Annotated in this window: 18 protein-coding genes; 13 read left to right on the top strand and 5 right to left on the bottom strand. The window is 37.3% G+C overall.

What is annotated here, in order from left to right; all coding sequences use genetic code 11:
* Nucleotides 1–50 precede the first annotated feature (50 nt).
* Genes AC6R0T_RS10265 through AC6R0T_RS10255 form a run of 3 tightly spaced genes read left to right on the top strand, consistent with a single transcriptional unit; the run spans nt 51 to nt 7,569 of the window.
* Nucleotides 51–1,178 carry an exonuclease SbcCD subunit D gene (locus AC6R0T_RS10265; RefSeq protein WP_303754558.1) on the top strand — a complete coding sequence of 376 codons (1,128 nt, stop codon included), beginning with the start codon at nt 51–53 and terminating at the stop codon, nt 1,176–1,178.
* A gap of 55 nt (nt 1,179–1,233) precedes the next feature.
* Nucleotides 1,234–4,350 (top strand): SbcC/MukB-like Walker B domain-containing protein, encoded by a 3,117-nt coding sequence (locus AC6R0T_RS10260; RefSeq protein ID WP_303754559.1) that lies wholly within the window; start codon nt 1,234–1,236, stop codon nt 4,348–4,350.
* Between the two features lie 48 nt (nt 4,351–4,398).
* Complete coding sequence (locus tag AC6R0T_RS10255) at nt 4,399–7,569, top strand: SNF2 helicase associated domain-containing protein (RefSeq protein WP_303754560.1); 3,171 nt, start codon at nt 4,399–4,401, stop codon at nt 7,567–7,569.
* Between the two features lie 230 nt (nt 7,570–7,799).
* Here the strand turns inward: AC6R0T_RS10255 and AC6R0T_RS10250 are convergent, their stop codons facing one another.
* On the bottom strand, nt 7,800–8,516 hold the full coding sequence (locus tag AC6R0T_RS10250) for an HAD family hydrolase (protein WP_206904520.1): 717 nt from the start codon (nt 8,514–8,516) through the stop codon (nt 7,800–7,802).
* An 882-nt stretch (nt 8,517–9,398) separates the two neighbouring features.
* Here AC6R0T_RS10250 and spxA point away from each other — a divergent pair.
* From spxA to pepF, 4 genes are all read left to right on the top strand, one after another.
* On the top strand, nt 9,399–9,797 hold the full coding sequence (gene spxA / locus AC6R0T_RS10245) for a transcriptional regulator SpxA (RefSeq protein WP_173103569.1): 399 nt from the start codon (nt 9,399–9,401) through the stop codon (nt 9,795–9,797).
* A 206-nt stretch (nt 9,798–10,003) separates the two neighbouring features.
* Nucleotides 10,004–10,657: an adaptor protein MecA gene (locus AC6R0T_RS10240; protein ID WP_206904572.1), complete on the top strand. Its 654-nt coding sequence runs from the start codon at nt 10,004–10,006 to the stop codon at nt 10,655–10,657.
* Nucleotides 10,658–10,736: 79 nt separating this feature from the next.
* Nucleotides 10,737–11,750 carry a competence protein CoiA gene (locus AC6R0T_RS10235; RefSeq protein ID WP_303754561.1) on the top strand — a complete coding sequence of 338 codons (1,014 nt, stop codon included), beginning with the start codon at nt 10,737–10,739 and terminating at the stop codon, nt 11,748–11,750.
* Between the two features lie 32 nt (nt 11,751–11,782).
* Complete coding sequence (gene pepF / locus AC6R0T_RS10230; RefSeq protein WP_303754757.1) at nt 11,783–13,594, top strand: oligoendopeptidase F; 1,812 nt, start codon at nt 11,783–11,785, stop codon at nt 13,592–13,594.
* Between the two features lie 105 nt (nt 13,595–13,699).
* On the opposite strand, the gene AC6R0T_RS10225 is transcribed toward pepF, so the two are convergent.
* Nucleotides 13,700–14,356 carry a DsbA family protein gene (locus AC6R0T_RS10225; RefSeq protein WP_206904529.1) on the bottom strand — a complete coding sequence of 219 codons (657 nt, stop codon included), beginning with the start codon at nt 14,354–14,356 and terminating at the stop codon, nt 13,700–13,702.
* A gap of 81 nt (nt 14,357–14,437) precedes the next feature.
* On the bottom strand, nt 14,438–15,019 hold the full coding sequence (locus AC6R0T_RS10220) for a CYTH domain-containing protein (protein ID WP_303754562.1): 582 nt from the start codon (nt 15,017–15,019) through the stop codon (nt 14,438–14,440).
* Nucleotides 15,020–15,385: 366 nt separating this feature from the next.
* Here AC6R0T_RS10220 and yjbM point away from each other — a divergent pair, with 366 nt between their 5' ends.
* The 4 genes from yjbM to mgtE are packed head-to-tail and all read left to right on the top strand — an operon-like array spanning nt 15,386 to nt 19,141.
* A complete protein-coding gene (yjbM, locus tag AC6R0T_RS10215; protein WP_071864506.1) occupies nt 15,386–16,054 on the top strand; it encodes a GTP diphosphokinase in 669 nt (222 codons plus the stop codon).
* Nucleotides 16,054–16,857 (top strand): NAD kinase, encoded by an 804-nt coding sequence (locus AC6R0T_RS10210; RefSeq protein ID WP_206904541.1) that lies wholly within the window; start codon nt 16,054–16,056, stop codon nt 16,855–16,857. Before yjbM ends, AC6R0T_RS10210 begins: the two co-directional genes overlap by 1 nt.
* Nucleotides 16,858–16,863: 6 nt before the next feature.
* Nucleotides 16,864–17,757, top strand: a complete 894-nt coding sequence (locus tag AC6R0T_RS10205; RefSeq protein WP_303754563.1) for an RluA family pseudouridine synthase — start codon at nt 16,864–16,866, stop codon at nt 17,755–17,757.
* Nucleotides 17,758–17,776: 19 nt separating this feature from the next.
* A complete protein-coding gene (mgtE, locus tag AC6R0T_RS10200; protein ID WP_282462179.1) occupies nt 17,777–19,141 on the top strand; it encodes a magnesium transporter in 1,365 nt (454 codons plus the stop codon).
* Nucleotides 19,142–19,452: 311 nt separating this feature from the next.
* On the opposite strand, the gene AC6R0T_RS10195 is transcribed toward mgtE, so the two are convergent.
* Both AC6R0T_RS10195 and AC6R0T_RS10190 read right to left on the bottom strand, forming a co-directional pair.
* On the bottom strand, nt 19,453–20,154 hold the full coding sequence (locus AC6R0T_RS10195; RefSeq protein ID WP_282462180.1) for a hypothetical protein: 702 nt from the start codon (nt 20,152–20,154) through the stop codon (nt 19,453–19,455).
* A gap of 11 nt (nt 20,155–20,165) precedes the next feature.
* Nucleotides 20,166–20,807: a copper homeostasis protein CutC gene (locus AC6R0T_RS10190; RefSeq protein ID WP_282462181.1), complete on the bottom strand. Its 642-nt coding sequence runs from the start codon at nt 20,805–20,807 to the stop codon at nt 20,166–20,168.
* Between the two features lie 139 nt (nt 20,808–20,946).
* On the opposite strand from AC6R0T_RS10190, the gene AC6R0T_RS10185 reads away from it, so the two are divergent.
* A complete protein-coding gene (locus AC6R0T_RS10185) occupies nt 20,947–21,789 on the top strand; it encodes a methyltransferase domain-containing protein (protein ID WP_303754564.1) in 843 nt (280 codons plus the stop codon).
* A 283-nt stretch (nt 21,790–22,072) separates the two neighbouring features.
* Nucleotides 22,073–22,582: a tRNA (uridine(34)/cytosine(34)/5-carboxymethylaminomethyluridine(34)-2'-O)-methyltransferase TrmL gene (trmL, locus tag AC6R0T_RS10180; RefSeq protein WP_206904555.1), complete on the top strand. Its 510-nt coding sequence runs from the start codon at nt 22,073–22,075 to the stop codon at nt 22,580–22,582.
* The last annotated feature ends 13 nt before the right edge of the window (nt 22,583–22,595 follow it).

Below are 22,595 nucleotides of genomic sequence, written 5' to 3'. Positions count from 1 at the left end.
AAGTGTTATAATGGTCTGAAGATGCTTTTTTAGAAAGGTTGGAGTACAAATTGCGTTTTTTACACACGGCAGATTGGCATATTGGCAAAAAATTAAACGGTTTTGATCTCTTAGAAGAACAAAGTGCCGCCATTGACCAAATTTTATCGTTGGCTTTAGCAGAAAAAGTTGATGCAGTGGTAGTGGCTGGAGATTTGTATGATCGGGCGGTACCAGCAGTAGATGCTGTCAATTTATTTAATGAAAAAATTATCGCGTTTAACTTGCAAAATAAATTACCGCTGTTGGCCATATCTGGTAACCATGATAGTCATGAACGCCTAAATTTTGGGACGCCTTGGTTTAGTCATACCGATTTTTATTTACATACAGAGTTGGCGCAAGCTTTTGAACCGGTGGAACTAGCAGATACACAATTTTTTCTTTTGCCATACTTTGAGCCCTTTAATGCGCGCGTTTACTTTCAAGACGATGGCATTAAAACTTTAGCCGAGGCTATCAAAAGCGTAATAGCCGAAATGAAGCGCCACTTTAAGCCAAATATGCGCCACGTATTAGTTGCGCATTTTTTTGCAGCTGGTAGCAGTAAAAGTGATTCTGAAACAAAAATCATGGTAGGCGGTTTGGATAGTGTACCGGTAGATTTGTTGCAGGATTTTGATTATGTTGCCTTGGGTCACTTGCATAATCATTCTGCTCTTAATCATTTGACAGTACAATACAGTGGTGCACCGTTAAAATATGCGATTTCAGAAGAAAAGCAAACAAAAGGTGTTTATATCGTTGATACCAGCGACTTATCCCGCACATTTTATCCTTTGTCTCCGTTACATGACATACAAAGGCTTGTGGCCAGTTATGAAGAATTATTGACACCAGCTTTTTATCAAAAAATTGCAAGAGAAGATTTTTTACACATTCAATTAACTGACCGTGGGGTTATCCCTAACTTGATGAATCAATTACGCGTAATCTACCCCAGACTCTTGGGGATTGAGCGAGTAAATCCGCTTGAAAGTAAAGCGCAACTGACCCAACTAAAAAAAAGAGCAGATACGCCGAAAAAAGTCGTTAGCGATTTTTTTGCTGAAATGACCAACGAAGATTTAACTGCCAACCAAGAAAAATGGTTAGCAAAAGGGTTACAAGCAGTAGAAAAATTAACCAAAGAAGATTAGGGACAATTCATTAGATATATATGAAAGTTGTTTTAACAAGGAGGAAACCACCGCGATGCAGCCACGTACTTTACGCATGAAAAATTTTGGTCCATATCTGGATGAAACCGTTGAATTTGGGGCTTTTTTAGACCAGGGCTTGTTTTTGGTCAGCGGGAAAACCGGTGCTGGAAAAACAACAATTTTTGATGGAATGACCTTTGCTTTATTCGGTCAAACCTCTGGTAAATTGCGTAGTGGTAAAGAAATGCGTTCCCTTTTTGCGCAGCCGACAGAAGAAACGGAAGTGACGTTTTCTTTTAGCCACGGCGGCTTACTTTACGAAGTGATGCGACGCCCCGAACAAGAGGTAGCTAAAAAGCGGGGGACGGGTACCACCATAAGAGCCGGCAAAACAACGCTGACTATTTATGACGAACTAGGAAACGAAAAAAAACAATACACTAAAAATGTCGATTATGAACTTTATCAACTACTACACTTAACCGCAGACCAGTTTTTCAAAATCATCATGTTACCACAAGGTGAATTTCGTAATTTTCTCGTTGCTTCAAGCACAGATAAAGAACAAGTTTTACGACGCTTGTTTGACACAGAAATTTACCAAAATTTGCAAACTTGGTTAAAAGAACAAGCAGCCGCTAAAAATCAAAGTATTGCAGAAAAACAAACACAAGCCGCAGCTTTAGTCGATAGTTTTAAATGGTTTAAAACTGCTGCTGTTTTTTCGACCTTGACTGAAACCCTAACTGCTTGGCAAGGTGATTTAGAAGAATTAGTCAAGGAGGTCGCCGACCAAACCGAAGTGGTTGCAAACTTAACTGCAAAAAAAAACACGGCCGAAAAACAGTACTATCAAGCAGAAGAGTTAAAACGCAGCTTTGATGAACTAAAAAAAGTTTTGGAAGAAGAAAGCAAACTAGCTTTAGAAAAAACGGTGATAACACAAAAAAAAGATGAGCAAAATTGGCTCTTGTGGCTCCAACAACACTTGCCGCTGATCAATTCTGTTAAATTGGCTGCAAGTAAAGTCAATCTTCAAGCTGATAAATTAGCCATCGCAAAAAAAGAATCGCAAAAAAATGCGAAAGCACTGGAAATCTGGCAAGAGCAAAGAAAGACTGTAGCAGCGTGGATATCACAGTTAGAGGCAGCGCAAAAGTCGCTTCACAATTTAGAAGTGAAACTTCCCCAAGCCCAACTATTGGAACAACAACGACAAATACTTGCCACAAAAAAAATTACTAGTGAAAAAACGCAAGCTGAGCTGACAATACTGAATCAAGCTATTGCTACTTTACAGCTAAGTCTTAGTCAGCAAGAACAGCTCACAAAAAAAAGCAGCCAGTGGCAAAAAACAATGACTGCCTTAACAAAAATACAGCAAACAGTCCGTGATTATGAAAAATTAATTGAAACAAAAACTTCTCAAAACAAAGAGTTACAGTTGACCAAAAATGCAATGACAAAGTTGCAAGTTACGATTCGTAACTTGCAAGCAGAGCTAAAGGACGCAGAAGAAAACTACCGTTTGCAAAAAAGCAATTACGCAAAAGCCATGATTGCCCGATTAAGTTTAGATCTAGTTTCTGGGGAGGCCTGTCCAGTTTGTGGGGCAACTGAGCATCCTATGGTAGCCCAGCATGATTTGACTTTAAAGACGGTTACAGAAAGTGAAGCTTTATTAAATGCAGCTGAAGAAAAAAGAGCAGATTTAGCTGAGACGCTTGCCCGCAACTATACAAAACAAGAACAATTGACACAAGAAGCAGATAAATTTCAAAAGCTAATCCTCAAAACCCAAGCAGAAATGACCGACTTAAAAGAGCAGATTACTCGTGATTTTACCCTGTTACAGACAATAGGAGAAAAAGAGGATGTATTTACAGCAATCACGCGTTTTTTTGCGCAACAAGAACAACTAGGCAATGAGATTCAAAAGGCAAGTGAAACACAAGCTGAAATAGCAGTGAAATTGGCCGAGAAAAATGAAGAACGCCAAACTTTGACAAGTCGCTACCAAAAAGAAGTTAATCAACTAGAACGACTTAAAGGAGAAGTTGAAAGTTTACAAGGTCAAGTTGGTAAAAGTGACGCACCTGTTTTACGTCATCAGATTGAAATTTTCACAACCGAAATCAAAAAACTAAATGCACAATTGCAAAAAGATCAAACCACAGGTGAAAATTTAAAAGCCGCGGCCAAAAGCTATTACGCACAAATTAAAGAGTTATCAGATTATCATCACGAGGCGCAACTAGAAGTGGAAAAATTAGACGCACAACTTACAACAAGCTTAGCGTCTTCTCCACGAGAACTTTCTAAAAAGCAGCTGCTAGAGCAATTTGTAGACGAAAAAAAACTACATGAGGTATCAGAAGCAATAAAAACGTACGAAAATAAGCTATTGTTAATAAAAGAGCAAAAACAAAAGCTACAAGAACATTTGAAAGAACAAGAAATGCCGCAAATTGCCCAAATGGCGGTTTCTTATGAAAACGCGCAAGTACAATTGCGTGAAAGCCAACAACGGCTTTTACTTTTAAAAGAACAGCAAAAAGATAACGAGCAATTAGTGGCAAAGTTAAAAACATTGCTTGCTTCCCACGAAAAATCTTTGGCTAAATTGGCAGAAATAGAACAGTTAAGTCAAGTATTGAGCGGGAAAAATACGTATAAAACTAGTTTAGAACGCTATGTTTTACAAGCTTATTTAGCTGAAATTTTAACATTAGCCAATGTTCGCTTAGAGCAGCTGACTAATGGTCGTTATCAATTTAGTTTAGCGGAAAAATCCGATGGTGGTCGTGGTCAAAAGGGACTAGATATCGATATATATGATGACAATGCAGGGCAAGTGAGACGCGTTCAAACATTATCAGGTGGTGAAAGCTTTATTGCGGCTTTAGCTTTGGCATTATCTTTAGCCGATGTCATTCAAAATAAGACCGGTGGCATTGCTCTTGATGCTTTGTTTATTGATGAAGGTTTTGGTTCGCTAGATGAAGAAGCGTTGGAAATGGCGTTAGAAGCTTTAAGTACACTCGAAACACAAGGAAGGTTAATTGGGATTATTAGTCACGTACCAGCCTTAAAAGAAAAGATTGTAAGGCAGATAAATGTTAAAACCAATGGTGCCGGTCAAAGTAAGATTGCAGTGAAATTAGCTTAACAAATAACAGCTTATGCTGTTTGCAAATATTAGATGGGAGAGATTTGGGTGAAGTGGAGTATTCCTGAAAAAGTGATTGAACGAGGGCGTACATACCTCAATGAAGGAAGAGTACTATCAGTAACGCCGGATCCGGCCAATAAAGTTTGGCATGCTGTTGTATTAGGTAGTGAAGAATATTTGGTGGATTTAGATGCTACTGCCAAAGAAGAAGATTATTGTCAGTGCCCTTACTGGGAAGAACACCATTATTGTAAACATACAGTGGCAGTCGAATTATTTTTGCGTCAACAAGGCAAGACGCGTTTTATGAGCAGTATGGAAGTTCCAGTCAAAAGTAAATTTTCAACAGCAGAAATGTTTACCAACGGTTTTGCCAAATTAAAATTACCAGTAGCAGAAGGGCCGGCAGTACCGTTACGTTTACAGTTTAATATAGAAGCAATTGAGACGAATCCTTATCATAAAGAATTGGCAGTTTTTGGGATTAGTTTAAAGGTTGGCCAGCGGGGTGTTGCCCGCAATTATATTGTAAAAAATATTTATAAATTTCTCCAAGCCTATTCAGAGCATAAAAAAATCCTCATTAATAAACAGCATAGTTTTCTAATTGAACCAGCTGCTTTTAGCCCAGACGTTAATGAAGCATTAGATGTTTTGTGGGGAATGGCACAGACACAACAATTAATGGGGCAAACTGGAATTTTAGTCAATGGCAAATTAGACAAAAAATACTTATTGGTTCCAATTGGTTGGGGCCAAAAATTATTAACGATGCTAGGAAATTTAGGCGGAACATTTTCCTACGATGAAAAGAAACTAAATCCAATTGTCTTTTCTGACGTTACATTACCACTAGAATTTACCGTCAAAAAAGTTGAAGACCAATTCATTTTAGAAATTGAAAAAGACTACGATCAAGTATTTAACTATTATCATTGGGGCGTAATCGATGAACAAATTCACCCATTGTCTAGTTGCCAACAAGAAATTTATTTAACGTTGGATCAGTTATTAAAAAGAATAGAAAAAAAAGAAATTCCTTATGCCAAAAAGGAATTATCGGTTTTATTTAAGCAAGTCTTACCATTATTGCGTCAAATCGGGAATGTTACAATTGCAAAAGAAGTTTATCGCTATATTAGCGATGAAGATTTAGCAATCAGTTTTATCTTGCGCAAGAAAAAAGGTCAGGTTGCAGTTGAATTGCAATTTGCATATGGCAATGCGATCTTCTCCAGCGATGCTACGCATAATGTTGTTGAAGAAAATCAGCCCGAGGTACTAAGGGATTACCAAAAAGAAGATCGTGCACGTCATTTGTTGCAACAACAAGGCTACGTGGAAAATGATACCGGCTTTAGTAAAGATTTGCCGACTGGCAGTGGACTGTATTATTTTTTCACGCGGGAACTGCCAACTTTACAACAACTAGGTACAGTTAAGCTGGGTAAAAAATTGCGAGAATTGTATTTGGATGCCCATAAGATTGAACCAGAAGTTAAAGTGGACAGTGATGGTTCTTGGTTAGATGTTCACTTTGATATCTCAGGTATTGGTGAAAAAGAAATTGATAATATTTTGCAAAGCTTATTAAATCAAGATGCTTTTTACACGCTAACTAATGGGCAGATATTGTCACTGGAAACACCAGAATTTCAAGAAACCAGCGCGATTTTACAAAAATTGCGACAAACAAATAGTCAAGACGGCGTCATAAAAATGCCGTTAAACCAAGGTTTGGTTTTACAAGAGCAGCTAAAAACAGCGAATGTCGCGTTTAGTGATAACTTTACCCAAATGGCCAAAGATTTAACGCATCCTGAAAACTATCCTGTGGCTTTGCCTGAAGGTTTAAATGCGGACTTACGCCCTTATCAAGTAACGGGTTTTCGTTGGTTAAAAATGTTGTCTCATTACCAATTTGGCGGAATTTTGGCCGATGAAATGGGTTTAGGGAAAACATTACAGACCATTGCTTATCTTTTATCAGAAAAGCAAGAAAAAGCTAGTAGGACAACGTTGATTGTGGCACCGGCTAGTTTAACTTTCAACTGGTTAGCGGAGTTAAAGAAATTTGCCCCAAGTTTGAAAGCAGTGGTGGTGGGTGGCAATAAGCATGAGCGGATGCAGTGTTTAAGTCAACCGGTGGATATTTACATCACCTCTTACGCTAGTTTGCGTCAAGATATTGCCCTTTATCAAGAATTAACTTTAGACCAATTAATCCTAGATGAAGCTCAAATGGTGAAAAACGCGGCTACAAAAACAGCAAAAGCCTTACGCTCTTTAGTTATTCCGAATCGGTTTGCTTTGAGTGGGACCCCAATTGAAAATAATTTAGAAGAATTGTGGTCGTTATTTGAAATGATTATGCCAGGCTTTTTCCCAAGTCAGCAACGTTATCGCCAATTATCAGCCGAACAAATTGCCCAAATGATTAAGCCTTTTGTTTTACGACGGGATAAAGCCACCGTCTTAAAAGACTTACCAGAAAAATTGGAAACCAATTATTACAGTGCCTTAACCGAAGATCAAAAGAAAATTTATTTGGCATATTTACGGCAAATGCGCGAAGAAATCAGTCAAATGGATGCGGCTGCCTTTAAGAAAAATCGAATCAGTATTTTGGCCGGCCTAACGCGCTTGCGGCAAATTTGTTGTGATCCGAAATTATTCATTGACGATTATACCGGAACGTCGGGTAAATTGGAGCAAGTAAAAGATCTAATTCAAGCGGCTCAAGAAAATGGCCGGCGGGTTTTATTGTTCTCGCAATTTACCGGTATGCTGACAATTATTGAAGAAGAGTTAGCTAAATTAGGTTATGATAGTTTTTATTTGCGGGGTAGTACACCACCAAAAAATCGGATTGAAATGGTAGATGCTTTTAACAAAGGGGAGAAGGATGTCTTTTTGATTTCTCTAAAGGCTGGTGGAACTGGCTTGAACTTGACCGGAGCAGATACGGTGATCCTTTACGACTTATGGTGGAATCCGGCTGTAGAAGAACAAGCGGCCGGGCGCGCTCATCGGATTGGTCAAGAAAAAGTAGTTGAAGTGTGGCGCATGATTGCAGAAGGAACTATTGAAGAGCGGATGAATGCCTTGCAACAAGACAAACGGGAATTGTTCCAAAAAGTTATCCAGGGCAATGAAACACAACTCCAACAACTGACAGAAGCAGATATTCGCATGATTTTAAGTGCGGGAGAATAAATGAACGACAGGTAAAATAAAAAGGCAGTAGGACCACTAAAAAGTAGTCTTACTGCCTTTTTTATAATAGGGAAAAGGATCAATTTTTTACCAAGCTGAATCGCTTTATGATAAGTTTATCCATGACTAGTTTTTCAAACTAAGCATCATGATAGGTAGGTGAACTTTCTTGAAATCTTAGCTTAATATGTGAAAGTAAAAGGAGTTTGAACTGCTTTTTATAGCGCTGATTACTCAGCGAAAATTGCCTTAATTGTTGGGGTTAGTTGCGCAAATGAAGTCAGTTCAATATCTTGAACTGCTTGCTCTCCAGCTGGAATTTGACGGTTACGGTGATTAAACCATAAAGATTTCCAGCCAGCGCTTTTAGCGCCAACAACATCATTTTCAAAACTATCTCCGACATATAATGTATTTTCTGCAGTAAGATTAAACTCTTTTTCAGCGAGCTGGAAAATTTCGCGATCAGGTTTTTGAAAACCTGTTGCCTGTGAAATAATGACGTTATCTTCTTTAACCCAGTTTAAAAGATTTAGTTGGATAACTTTTTTGTATTGGTGGTCAGTCGGGCCGTTTGTGATAATACTGATTGGAATATTTTGGGCCTTTAAAAAGTTTAATGTTTCAAAAACAGCATCGTGCATGACGATATTGTCCAACTCTTCTTCATAAATTTTTTGAAATTCTAAAGCTGTGGCCTCTGTGATTTGTGGATAGTCCAAATCCTTTAAAGACTCCATGATGCGTAAGTTACGCATATACGTTAATGTCCATTCCCCTTTGGCAACTTTGCAAAATGTTTCGTCGCTATGAAAACGAAAACGAATGTAAAGGTCGTGCATGTCGTTATCTGTTACTAAAGGAATAATACGGTGGACAGCGTTGCGAAAAGGTTGCTGTTGGTCATAAATTGTGTCATCGACGTCAAAAACAATTGCGTTAATCAAAAAAGGCCATTCCCTTCAAATTTTCTGCAAATTTCATAATATCCTGATTCATTCTAACGAAAAGGATAGCAGTTTTAAAGAGTAAAAAGTTGATTTATAAAGGTTTTCTTTACCTAATTAAGAACAAACCTTTTGATAATAGGCAAAATTATATTACAGTTCTTTTTACTTAAAAAACAATTGTGATAATCACAAAGGAAGGAATTATAAAAAAACGAAGGTCATTTTAGTTAATGCTAAATACTCAAAAATTAAGTTAATTTAAAAGAAATAAGACAAAAAAAATTATTTAAAGGGCAATATCATTTTGTTTCTGAATTTTCTGAAAAAGAGATTTTTTCAAAGAATAATTAAAAAAACTTTTTTTTCAAATGATATTTTCACAATCTCACTACTGATTTTTTGTTAGTAATTTATTACAGATTACCGCTAAAAAAAAGAAAGAAAATAACGCGATTTCTATTTGAGACTATCTTTTTTTTAGGTATTTGCAAAAAACAGGGATAAAAAGGGCGATAAATGCCGATAAATTTGTCTAGACAATTTTATTGTTGTGAATGCAACAAAATTTAAAAAACGAAATTACAGAAATTATATAACAAATTTTCTGTTTGTGTTACAGTGTTTTTTTCATTTTTAAACTGTGCTATATATAAGCAAGTAAATGGCATTTAAATTTGATAATTCTAATCTTTCTAACGTGAAAATCGATGAAAACGTGTGTAAGTTAGGAATGTGTCATTAAGATAACTTTAATTTTTTAAAACTTTTTTTGAGAAAAGGGTAGTATTTTTTTTTTCAATTAGGTATAATAAACTCAGATGAAATTATAAGTGATGTCACAAAGAGATTACTTATATAATAAAAAAGGAGTGATACACGTTGTTGACACTTTATACTTCCCCTAGCTGTACATCGTGCAGAAAAGCTCGCGCGTGGTTGCAAGAGCACGAAATTCCCTTTGTAGAACGCAACATTTTTTCAGAACCTTTGAATATCACTGAATTAAAAGCGATTTTACAAATGACTGAAGATGGTACCGAAGAAATTATTTCTACTCGGTCAAAAGTCTTCCAAAAATTGAATATTGATTTAGATGAATTACCATTAAAAGAATTGCTAGATTTGGTACAAAACAATCCTGGTTTATTACGTCGTCCAATTATGATCGACGAAAAACGTCTACAAGTTGGTTTTAATGAAGATGAAATCAGACGTTTCTTACCACGCGAAGTACGCCAATTAGAATTACGGCATGCACAATTAATGGCTGGATTATAAAAGTTTTGACTGCTACATATTTTGTGGCAGTCTTTTTTTACGCTATTTTAAGCCGTTAGTGGATTTTAGCGGTTCTAAAAAAAATTTTGAAGACAGCGTTTTTTTGAACTATTTTAAGATTTACTAAATCACGAGGTTTTTCTTTACATTTGATAAGGTTCCGTTACAATGTAGCTATAATGTTAGAAAAGCGAGGTGTAGCTAAGATGGAAATGGAACATATTAACGAAAATACAATTCGTGTTCTCATTAAAAGCGAAGATTTAGCTGCCCGGGGAATTACCTTTTTAGATTTATTAGGTAACCACAATGAAATTGAGAACTTCTTTTATAGTATTTTAGAAGAAGTTGATGTCAACGAAGAATTCAAAGGCAGTGAAGCTGTTACTTTCCAAGTTTTGCCAAAAGGTGATGGTTTGGAATTATTTATCAGTAAGAATATTCCGAATGAAGAATTTAATAATTTGGAACAAATTGCTGACGGCAGTGCTGAAGAGGTGAGTGATTTCTTGAAAAAGCATATTGCAGAACAATTACAAGAAGTCGAAGAGACAGAAGAAGAAACAACGGATATCAAACGCGATTACGTCTTTGAAATGATAGATTTTGAGCAAATGATTCAATTGGCCCATGAATTTGAGGGCGAAGGAATTGTAAGTAATCTTTATGAGTTGAATCATTTTTATTTCTTGGAAATTCGTTTCACAGATGAATACTTATTAAAAAATCAAATTGACGATTACTTAGCGTACTTAAGTGAATTTGCTCGTTTGAGTCAAGTAACGCCAGAAGTGCTAGCCGAACACGGTAAGCTTTTGATGGAACTTGATGCTTTAGGAATTACCCGTCGTTACTTTTGATAAAAAAGATCTGGATTTTTCCAGGTCTTTTTTTGTTGCCCCTAGCTAAATAGTGCGTAAGTTCTTATGGGGGAGATAAATGCTAATTGCCAGAAATAAAGCAGGCGAGCTTGTTGCCGCTTTAAAAGCAAAAAAACAAGAAGAATATCATTGTCCCGTGTGTCAAAAGCCCGTCTGTTTAAAACAAGGACAAAAACAGCGCACACACTTTGCGCATCAGAGAGAACACTGCTGCAAAATAGTGACAGAAGGTGAGACAAATGAGCATATTGCCGGCAAAAATTGGTTGCATCAACGACTAGAAAATAGTCAATTAGAAGTTTATTTGCCACAATTAAAACAGCGACCAGACCTGTTAGTTAATAAAACAACCGTAGAATTTCAGTGCTCTGTTTTAGACTTAAGTCGTTTAAAAGCCCGTACAAAAAATTATCAGTCTTTTCACTATCAACCCTGGTGGATTGTAGGACAACGGTTTATTCCGCAACAACAGTTGAGTCAGTTGCAAAAAGCTTTCTGTTATTGGCAACAGACAGCCTATTTATGGCATTTGGATACAGCAGCAAATCAACTTCGGCTTTATTATTTGGCCAACTGGGATTTTAACCGCGGGTATCAGTGGCAATGTCAAAATGTTGCAGAAAATACGAACTTGACTTCCTATACATCCCATGTTTCATCTTTAACAAGTAATAAGTTCTATTGGCGTAATGCCGCGTATAAACGTTTTTTGCGCCAACGCTTATTCCAACGCCAGCCGCGCTTTTTGCGTTTGCAACATTTTTTTTATCAACGCTATAGCCATATATTGGATTTACCTTTTTGGTGTTATAGTAGCAGTCGTTATCATTTTTTCTTTGAACATGAGCTGTTGTTATTGCGTTTTTTATATTTGCGTAACAACAATTGCCAACAATGGATAAAAGACCTAAGCCAACTCAAATGGCAATGGGATTTTCCCTTAGTTTCGCAAAAAATAATTTTAAAAGAAATCTATTTGGAATGCCAGCGCTTATCCGGTCGGGAAAAAGAAAGTTTTTTGCCACCAAAAAAAGGCAGTTGTGATAGTATAGAAAGTAATCGAAGAGGATAACTTTTCGTTTAAGTAACTATCAGGAGGTTTCAATTATGGCGACAAAACAATTACCAACAAGAGAAAGCTTACCGACAGAACTGACCTGGGATTTAACTCCAATTTTTGCTGACGACCAAGCTTTTGACACAGCCTTTGCTGATTTGAAAGAAGAATTAAAACAAGCGGATAAATACAAAGGAACACTAGCAACGAATGCTACGGCTTTCTTAGCGGCTTTGGAGTTTTGCTTGGCTATTTATCGCAAATTAGAAACGTTATATGTGTACAGTCACTTAAAAAATGATCAAGATACCGCAAACACCACTTATCAAGGATTATATGCGCGAGCTAGCAGTTTATTAGCAGAGGCAAGTGCGGCTATTTCTTGGTTTGAGCCAGAAGTTTTGACACTGTCAGATGATCAGATTTGGTCTTATTTTGAAGAAGAACCAAAATTGGCAGTTTATCGCCATTATGTAGCGCAAATGGTCGACAATCGTGCCCATGTTTTGCCGGCGGACCAAGAAGAATTATTGGCTGGGGCAAGTGAAATTTTTAATGCAGCAGATGATATTTTCTCTGTGTTAAATAATGCAGATCTCGTGTTTCCTACGATTGAAGGCAGTGATGGAGAAAAAATTCAATTGTCCCACGGTGTGTACGGCCAATTAATGGAAGCAACGGATCGCAGCGTGCGAGAAGCTGCTTTTAAAGGATTGTACAGTGTGTATGGCCAATTTCGTAATACGTTTGCCCAAACGTTAAGCTCTCATGTCAAAGGACATAATTTTAAAGCAAAAGCACGAAAATACACGTCAGCTAGAGAAGCTTCTTTAAGCAATAATCATATTCCAGAAAGTGTTTATGATACCTTAGTTGAAGTTGTGAATAAACATTTACCACTACTACATCGTTATGTAGCATTGCGAAAAAAATTACTCGCAACTGATGAATTGCACATGTATGATATGTACACACCTGTTTTAGGAGAAGCGCCAATTCGCTATACTTATGAAGAAGCGGTTGAAAAGGCTAAAGAAGCTTTACATGTGATGGGACCAGAATACAATAAAATCGTAGAACAAGCTTTTTCAAGTCGTTGGATTGACGTGGTTGAAAATAAAGGCAAACGTAGTGGTGCTTATTCTTCTGGTGCTTATGATACAGCTCCTTATATTTTAATGAATTGGCATGATACCTTAGACCAACTATTTACTTTAGTACACGAAATGGGTCATAGTGTCCACAGCTATTTTACTCGTAATAATCAACCTTTTGTTTACGGAGATTACTCTATTTTCTTAGCGGAAATCGCCTCTACAACCAATGAAAATATTTTGACAGAATATTTGTTAGAGACTGAAAAAGACCCGAAAGTACGGGCATATATTTTAAATCACTATTTAGATGGCTTTAAGGGAACTATTTTCCGCCAAACGCAATTTGCTGAATTTGAGCACTTTATCCATACTGAGGATGCAAAAGGTACGCCTTTAACAAGTGAGTATTTAAATGATTATTACGGGGATTTAAATGCGAAATATTATGGACCTGATGTAACAAAAGATGAAGAGATTAAATTGGAATGGGCGCGAATTCCACATTTTTACTACAACTATTATGTTTATCAATATGCGACGGGCTTTTCTGCCGCTTCTGCCTTGGCGAAGAAAATTTTAACCAAAGAAGAGGGCGCGTTGGAACATTATTTGAATTATTTGAAGGCTGGTAATAGTGATTATCCAATTGAAGTAATGAAAAAAGCCGGTGTGGATATGACAAAAGCTGATTATATTGAAGATGCCATGAAGATGTTTGAAGAACGTTTGAGTGAATTGGAAACATTAGTAGCTCAATTATAAAATAAAAACAGAGCAGACAGTTGCGCAATTGTCTGCTCTGTTTATTTTTAGCAATAAAAAAAGCTGGGACAAACGTCAACCTAACGTTTGTCGCAACTTTTTTTGTTACATTAATTTTAAATGCTTGGTATCGTGGGTAACGCGACGTTCATTTTTACGCTGTAAGTAACCATCAATGTGAAAAATTTGATAATTTTCTTGATCGACTTGGCACAGGCGCGGGATATCAGCTAAGGCGTCTTCGCCTTCTAATAAAACACCATAATCGCGTTCGCAAGCATAATTGTAAACAACTGCAGACGGATGCGTGGTAATTCCCATCTCACGAGCGGTATTTTGATCTTCTTGGAATAATGTTTTGACTAAGTCGCTCTGTCGATCTTCTGTAAACATTTCTACGTCGCCACCAACAGCTTCAACCAATGAAATGACCAGTTCATGATTATATTCTTTGCCATTACAAGCTACTTCTTCTTGCATTTGCATCAAAAATTCTCGTGCTTTCTTTTTGCCTTGCAGTTGGAGTGCTTTGGCATCTAAAGCAGCTGAATAAGTATTTTCAAAAAGTTGATTTCTAGCATGAATGTCGTGTTTTGGTGTACCGCGACGTGTTAAAACAGCATCAATTGTCTGCATATTCACTAAAGGCATCAGCCTGAATTGGATTTTTTGCTCCGATGTTTGTACAAAGTTCCAAAGATGCTTTTCTGATCCTAAACAGATAGCACCCAATGGATTGACAAACAAATAAATTTCAATCACTTAAATCTCCTCCAACAAATTGAGTCGTTTCTGGCTATTTCAACTTAGCAGAAACGTAGAAAAAATGAAAATAAATAGTTTTTAGCTTTGCTTTTTTTTAAGACTCCGACTAATTTTATTTTCCGCTGGAATATAAGAAACTGCCAATGTCTTTAATAATTGCGTGAAAGCTTCTTGTCCTAATTTAGCATCTTTTACTTCTAACTCTAATTCAAAGTCATGGCCTGCTGGTAGATAGAAACTTTCATCTAATGCCAACAAACCAGCGTCAATTTCAAATTCAGCTCGTTTAGTAGTTAGCTGACTGATGATATGTAATTCCTTTAATGTAACATGTAACGTTTTTAATTTTTCTTCAACCGGTCCATTTGCTGGAACTTGTTGTAATGTTAAGTATTTTTGCGCCTCTGCTAGCGTCAACTTTTCCGTGGTTTCTAGTAGACCTTCTTTTTGTGGTGTTTTTAAAGTCACTTCAGCAAAAGAAGGGAGTAAACGAATTCTTAAACCGGCATTGGCATTTTTTAACTTATTGTCAAAGGTATCAAAGTAACAATTTGTCTGTTCTACGACCATCTCATCTGTAACGTGATAGTACGTCATAATGCGCTTGAAGTCAGTTGCGCTTAACATTGTTTTAAATTCGATCTCAGTCGATTGGCTCATAATAATCCCTCACTAGTTTACGTGTTCAGGTGTGAAACTGCAAGCTAAAGCATTGAAAAAATGACAATCCTCTAAGAAAGTAGAAAATAAAAAAGCAGTAAGTGGATTGTAAAAATTCTGAAAATAAGATTTAGAAGATACAAATTTTCTTTTAAAGGGGAACCATTCCGAACTTTTTGTTTCGAATGTGCTAGCTTTGTTCACATCTATCAATTCATTGAATTTATATTCTGACATAAAATGACAAGATACGCAATTGATACGATTGAATTGTGTGAATATTTTTTCAATTTGAGGGGATAAAGATTTAAGGCGGTTTGTGGTAAAATATAACTTGTATGTATTAAAGAAAATTGAGGGATAATTATGGATCGAGATTGGGATAAATTTTTAGCACCATATGAACAAACCGTATCAGAATTGAAAGTAAAGTTGCGGGGGATTCGCAAACAATTTCGCGAACAAAATCAACATGTGCCGATTGAATTTGTCACTGGACGAGTTAAACCAGTGGAAAGCATCATCACAAAAAGCCAGATTCGCCATATTCCCATGGAACGTCTGGAAGAAGAGATGTCAGATATCGCGGGGCTTAGAATTATGTGTCAGTTTGTGGAAGATATTCACCAAGTTGTCCAATTACTACGCAACCGCAAAGATATGAAAGTTATTATTGAAAGAGATTATATCACCAATAAAAAGGCTAGCGGGTATCGTTCTTACCATTTGGTCATTGAATATCCTGTCCAGTTAGTAAATGGCGAAAAAATTATTTTGGCAGAAATTCAAATCCGGACATTGGCGATGAATTTTTGGGCGACGATTGAGCATTCTTTGAATTATAAATATCAAGGGGCATTTCCAGAAGAGATGAAAATTCGCCTGCAAAGAGCGGCCGAAGCAGCCTATCAATTAGATGAAGAGATGTCGACGATTCGGGAAGAAATTCAAGAAGCGCAGCGTCTATTTTCCCACGGCAGAGGCAAGTCAGACGATAGTTATTATCAGGCTTCAATTGATCGGGAGGAGACATAATGACCTTAAAAGTGGCCATCGTTTCAAATCATGGTCTGCAATCGGAAAAAACAGAGCGGCAATTACGAAAACTTTTAGCAGAAAATGAAATTGTCATTGATCAACAACGACCAGAGATTGTCATTTCTGTTGGTGGTGATGGTACTTTGCTTTCAGCATTTCATCGTTACAGCCATATTTTAGATAAAGTCAGTTTTCTTGGTGTTCACACTGGCCATTTAGGGTTTTATACGGACTGGCGTGACTATGAAATACCAGAGTTGGTTACGAGCTTGAAAAAAAATCGTGGTGAAAGTATTAGTTATCCGCTGTTAGATATCCGCATTGAATATCAAAACGGTAAAGCTGCCAAACACTTTTTAGCTTTAAATGAGTCGACCATCAAACGCGGGAATCGAACGATGGTAGCAGACGTTTATTTAAAGGGGGAACTTTTTGAACGATTTCGTGGGGATGGTTTATCTATTTCAACGCCAACTGGTTCAACTGCTTATAATAAAAGTGTTGGTGGAGCGGTGTTACATCCCAGTATTAATGCGATTCAACTAGCAGAAATTGCTTCGTTGAATAATCGCGTCTTCCGAACGTTGGGATCTCCGTTAGTTATTGCTGCAGATGAGTGGATGGAAATTCGCTTGCAAGATAGTAATGATTACATGATTACCGTCGATCAATTAGATATTCAAAAAGATCACATTGCAGCCGTCTATTATAAAATTGCCACAGAACGGATTCATTTTGCTTCATTTCGGCATATGGATTTTTGGCATCGGGTTAAAGACGCTTTTATTGGAGAAGATTAGGCAATTATGAAGTTTACGTATCATTATCAGAAAAACTCAGAGCAGCAGTTAAAATACTTCTTAAAAGAACAAGGCATTTCCAAAGGTTTGCTGGCGAAAATTAAATTCCAAGGGGGCTTGATTTTAGTCAATGATAAACGTGAAAATGTCTTGTATTCTTTGCGCCCTAATGATAGGGTTACTATTGTCGTGCCCGATGAAAAGGAGCACGAAACAATGCTTTTGGATGAGACGCCAATTGCGATTGTTTATGAAGATGAACATTTATTGATTGTCAATAAACCAGCAGGAGTTGCTTCGATTCCGGCGCAATATCATCCTAATGGTACAATGGCCAATCGTGTGAAAAATTATTATAAAATGCAAAATTATAAAGATCAGGTAATTCACGTGGTTACGCGGTTGGATCGTGATACAACTGGCCTGATGTTATTTGCCAAACATGGTTTTGCCCATGCGCAACTCGATCGTCAATTACGTGAAAAGCAAGTGGAAAAAAGATATCAAGCTTTGGTGGCTGGCGCTATTCAAACGTTAGCACCCCATGCAGTAATTGATTTACCGATTGCTAGAGATTTAAGCTCGTTGTTAAAACGTAAAGTAGATGATACAGGACAAAAAGCACAAACAGAATATTGGGTCCAAAAAGAAAACGACCAAATCGCATTAGTGAATATTAAACTTCATACGGGTCGGACGCATCAAATCAGAGTCCATTTTAGTGGGATTTCTTGTCCGCTACTAGGTGATGATCTCTATGGTGGGCTTATGACAGCTGGAATTATGCGGCAGGCCCTTCATTGTTACAAACTTTCTTTTAATCATCCTTTTAGTGGTGAAAAATTGACTTTTACATTGGCTTTACCAGAAGATATGGCACAGGTTGCCCAAAATATATAAGAACGCGTGGTGAGTGTGAGTGGATGAAAATTTAGAACTGGAAGAACGTTTTGCTGAATTGAAACAAGCGTTGCTTGAAGACGATATGCAAGGGTTTAGAGAACCTTTCTTAGAAATGCACATATACGAACAGGGGCAGTTCTACCAGTCCCTCACCAGCCAAGAGCGCCATCGGATGTACGGTTATCTGTCACCTAAAGAATTAGCAGACATGTTTGACGTAATCGAAGAAGACGATGAACATATGACAGATTATCTTTCTGAAATGCGTCCGGGCTATGCTGCGGCCATGTTAGCTGAAATGTATACAGATAATGCCGTTGACTTATTAAATACTTTGGATAAAAAAGCTGTCAACAAATATTTAAGCTTGATGGACAAAGAAGACGCAAGTGAAATTAAAGAACTGCTGCATTACGAAGATGATACTGCCGGTTCAATTATGACCACAGAGTTTGTCTCAATTGTGGCTAATCAAACGGTTCGTTCGGCGATGTATGTTTTAAAAAACGAAGCCGACGTAGCCGAAACAATTTATTATATTTACGTAGTAGATCAAGAGAATCATTTGGTGGGGGTTATTTCTTTAAGAGATTTAATCGTCAATGAAGATGATACAATGATTCAAGATATTATGAGCGAACGGGTCATCTCAGTTCATGTGGGAGATGATCAAGAAGATGTCGCTCAAACTTTCCGGGATTATGACTTTTTGGCATTACCAGTTACAGATTATGATGATCATTTATTAGGGATTGTCACAGTCGATGATATTATTGACGTTATCGACGATGAGGCTGCAAGTGACTACTCTGGTTTAGCCGGTGTCAACGTTGAAGAAGTTTCAGAAAATCCTGTCAAAGCTGCTAGTAGACGACTCCCTTGGTTGATTACGTTGCTATTTTTAGGGATGGCGACGGCGACTTTAATTTCTCATTATGAGAAACTTGTAAGTGAAGCGAGTATTTTAGCTGTTTTCATCTCCTTGATTACAGGGACGGCTGGTAATGCTGGGACACAATCTTTGGCTGTGGCAGTACGGCGACTCGCAATCAATGATGACAAAGAAAGTAGTTTTGTTAAAACAGTTATTAGTGAAGTTTTGACCGGTTTAGTGACCGGGTTCATTACCGGTCTAACCATTTTCATTATTGTTGCGGTTTGGAAACACAATCCAATTTTAGGTTTTGTAATTGGAATGGCTATGATGTGTGCTATTACGGTGGCTAATTTGGCGGGGAGCTTTATTCCAATGTTAATGGACAAACTTGGTTTTGATCCTGCTGTGGCCAGTGGCCCGTTTATTACCACCTTGAGTGATTTGACCAGTGTGTTAATTTATTTTAATATTGCGAGTCTTTTCATGCAGTACTTCATTTCTTAATTAAAAAAATAAAATGAGTAATCCATAAAAAAGGCTGTGACAGATTTTTGTCACAGCCTTTTTATCGATAAACGGTGGTCTGAAAATAGCTTCTTTTGTGATAAGCTGAAACTTCACAAAAAATTTGAGTAACAGCCATTCAGTAGGGACATGTGATAAAAATGCTACAAGTAAGGTGTTTCTGGTCTTAAAAAAATTATTTCTTACTGCTGCAAGACACAGCGATTGTTGCAGTAGAGCTGTGTCTTGCAGTACCTGATTAACTCTTGCGGCTGAATATTTTGTTCCAACATTATTTTGATCGGTAGTTTTTATTGTAAAAAGCGTTGCTTATATTCTTCATATTCTGCTGGGGTAATTAAACCAGCATCTAGTGCTTTTTTACGTTCTTTCAACTTTTCAAAATTTGTTTCTGTCGTAAGTTGGGATTTAGACAACTTCGCTTTTTCCTGTATTTGTTGGGCACGTTTGGCAGAAGTGATGCCATCCATAATGCCGTCTTGCATATCGCTTTTACTATCTTCTAGCAATTTGGCAATAGCAAAGACCGTTTTTTTCGTCCAAAAAATACTAAAGACTTCGCGAAAACTTTCAATTCGTAAAAAACCCCAAAAAATTCGCGTATTGGGATTAATGGTGTTGATATTATGCAACGGAATACTTTTATAATCGTGGTTAAAAGGAACCCAGCGGGCAAAAATCAGGCGCCCAGCGTCAGTAATAGCATAGGCGTGGAATCCTTTACAGTCAAAGTAACGCACTTTGCCGGTTTGTGTTGCGCGCATTCGTTCTTCAAAGTCTGCGCGGTCTTCACCTTCAAATGGTGTGAAATTTTCATTATCTTCGGGATGATGGCGTCCGATGAAACTTGCAATGACCTCTTCATCTTTACCTAAAGCAGCCTCAATTAAACCAAAGTGTTTTCGTTGGAGCCAGCCGCCGAAAATTGGTGTGATATTTTGGCCTAATTTATGGTTACGGGCATAAGCATACATGGCATCTGCTTTTTTCATGGCATCTCCTTTTAATCGGTTATTTTTACAATTTTAGTTCCGTGAGCTTCATTGACCCCTAAGGCAGTTACAATTTCAGCCACATTTTCAGCGTTAATTCCAGCTCCAGGTAAAATAATCAAGCGGTTCTTGGCATAAGCGATCAATTCTTTTAGTCGAGCGATGTTTGCTGAAATTGGCGTACCACTCGGGCCGCCATGGGTTAAAATGCGTGTAACGCCGTGGTCTGCTAACCAATCAATAGCCTCAAACTGACGACTTGGTAAGATGGCATCAAAGGCCATATGAAACGTAATTTGTAGCCCTTCTGCGGTTTCAATTAAAAGTTCCAAAGCTTCTTCATCTAACCAACCACTAGGTGTTAGACAACCAAAAACCACACCGTCTGTTCCTATTTTTTTAGCTTCGATTAAGTCGGTATGCATGATTTTTAGTTCTGTATCATTGTAGATAAAATCACCACCGCGAGGGCGGATCATGGTCATAACGGGAATACCTTTTTCACCGGCATAATTTAATGTTTCTTCAATGACACCTGTACTAGGTGTCGTTCCGCCTACAGCTAAGTTATCACACAGTTCAATGCGTTTTGCTCCTGCGTGAATGGCTCGTGGAATATCAGTGAAATTTTCGGCACAAAATTCTTTAATCATAATAGTCTCCTTTAGTATCTCATTAAAACTGTTAGACAGCTTACTTTCATGTAGTATTTTATCACAGCCTTGTGTTAAAGTAGAGTAACTAAAAAGTACCGCTGATTTCGCCGTATTTAAGGGGAAGTGAGGAAATAAAATGTTAAAAAAAATTGATTGGGGCAAACAATTTGTGACTGCAAATCACCCATTGTTTTTATGTCCTTTGTGTCAAAGTGAAATGGGGGCAGTTAAAGCGGGGCTTGTCTGCCAAAAGGGACATCACTTTGATGTCTCAAAAAAAGGAACGCTATATTTTTTACAAAAAAATATTAGCAGCGGCTATGATCGCCGGTTGTTTACCGCAAGACGTCAGCTGATTCAAGCCGGAATGTATAACGGGCTACTGGAAAAAATTCGAGAATATATACCGGAAAGGTCGACAGTCTTAGATGTAGGCTGTGGCGAAGGTAGTTTTTTTAATAAAATAGCAGCAGGCAAAAACATTACGGGAATTGGCTTTGATATCGCAAAAGATGGTGTCTACATGGCAACGCAGCAAAGTGAACCCTTATTTTGGTGTGTCGCAGATTTGACACGACTGCCTTTTGCCCCACAAGTTTTTGATAGTGTATTAAATTTATTCACACCATCTAATTATAGAGAGTTTAAACGCGTTTTAAAGCCGACGGGAACATTAGTGAAAGTTGTCCCAAGAAGCGGTTATTTACAAGAATTACGGCAAGCTTTTTATCCCGCGGATAAAAAGAAACAGCATTATGAAAATCATGAAGTAATTCAACATTTTAAAGAACAATTTAAATTAGTAAATCATCATGAAATAACGTATACATTTGATGTTTCCAATGAAAATCAAGCTGCTTTATTGGAGATGTCTCCCTTAGAGTGGGGCGTTTCTTCTGAGCAAAAAGAAATTGTAGCAAAGAGTCCGTTAAATAAAATTACAATCGATCTGGATGTTTTAATTGGAAAAGAGAAATGAAATTTTTGTGACTTTTTTCGGTTAAAACTGTTGCATTATTTAAGTAAGAGTGATATATTACAAACAAGTCATTTTTCATTGGTTTTTATCAGGTTCCTGTTCTGATAAAAGTTAGTGAAAAGAACTTCACTAACGTAGCGACTCGCAGTGATTAACACCGAGCCGATACGTTCTTTTTTTGCACTTTTTTTAAAAAAGTAGCTATGAAGTGATATAGTAGGAGAGAATATTTACTTTTAAATACAATTCATAAAAATCACAGAATTTTTTATCAAAAGGAGTAATGAAGTTGAATCATATTGTTCTATTTGAACCACAAATCCCAGCCAATACAGGTAACATTGCCCGTACTTGTGCGGCGACGAACACACCGCTTCATTTAATTGAACCATTGGGATTTTCAACCGATGACAAACATTTAAAAAGAGCAGGCCTAGATTATTGGCATGATGTGAATATCACATATCATAAAGATTTGGCAGCCTTTTTAGCATACTTGGGTCAGCGACGCCTTTATTTGATTACAAAGTTTGCCAACCAAACTTACAGTGAAGTAGATTATACCGCCGACGAAGAAGTATTTTTAATGTTTGGAAAAGAAACGACCGGATTACCAGAAACATTCATGCGGGAAAATCCAGAAAAGTGTTTGCGTATTCCTATGAATGATGAACACGTTCGTTCGTTAAATTTATCCAATACGGCGGCATTAGTAATATATGAGGCGTTGCGCCAACAAGGATTTCCTAATTTGGAACTACGTCATCACTATGAAAATGATAAATTAGACTAGTTTTTATCTACTA

The sequence above is a fragment of the Enterococcus sp. S86.2 genome, from assembly GCF_059834485.2.
This window is presented reverse-complemented; position numbering and strand designations above follow the sequence as displayed.

Coding starts and splice junctions, on each gene's coding strand:
- AC6R0T_RS10235 (WP_303754561.1), top strand. CDS start 10,737: ATGCTAATTGCCAGAAATAAAGCAGGCGAGCTTGTTGCCGCTTTAAAA.
- AC6R0T_RS10210 (WP_206904541.1), top strand. CDS start 16,054: ATGACCTTAAAAGTGGCCATCGTTTCAAATCATGGTCTGCAATCGGAA.
- AC6R0T_RS10240 (WP_206904572.1), top strand. CDS start 10,004: ATGGAAATGGAACATATTAACGAAAATACAATTCGTGTTCTCATTAAA.
- AC6R0T_RS10190 (WP_282462181.1), bottom strand. CDS start 20,807: ATGATTAAAGAATTTTGTGCCGAAAATTTCACTGATATTCCACGAGCC.
- AC6R0T_RS10195 (WP_282462180.1), bottom strand. CDS start 20,154: ATGAAAAAAGCAGATGCCATGTATGCTTATGCCCGTAACCATAAATTA.
- AC6R0T_RS10205 (WP_303754563.1), top strand. CDS start 16,864: ATGAAGTTTACGTATCATTATCAGAAAAACTCAGAGCAGCAGTTAAAA.
- AC6R0T_RS10220 (WP_303754562.1), bottom strand. CDS start 15,019: ATGAGCCAATCGACTGAGATCGAATTTAAAACAATGTTAAGCGCAACT.
- AC6R0T_RS10185 (WP_303754564.1), top strand. CDS start 20,947: ATGTTAAAAAAAATTGATTGGGGCAAACAATTTGTGACTGCAAATCAC.
- AC6R0T_RS10260 (WP_303754559.1), top strand. CDS start 1,234: ATGCAGCCACGTACTTTACGCATGAAAAATTTTGGTCCATATCTGGAT.
- yjbM (WP_071864506.1), top strand. CDS start 15,386: ATGGATCGAGATTGGGATAAATTTTTAGCACCATATGAACAAACCGTA.
- trmL (WP_206904555.1), top strand. CDS start 22,073: ATGAAGTTGAATCATATTGTTCTATTTGAACCACAAATCCCAGCCAAT.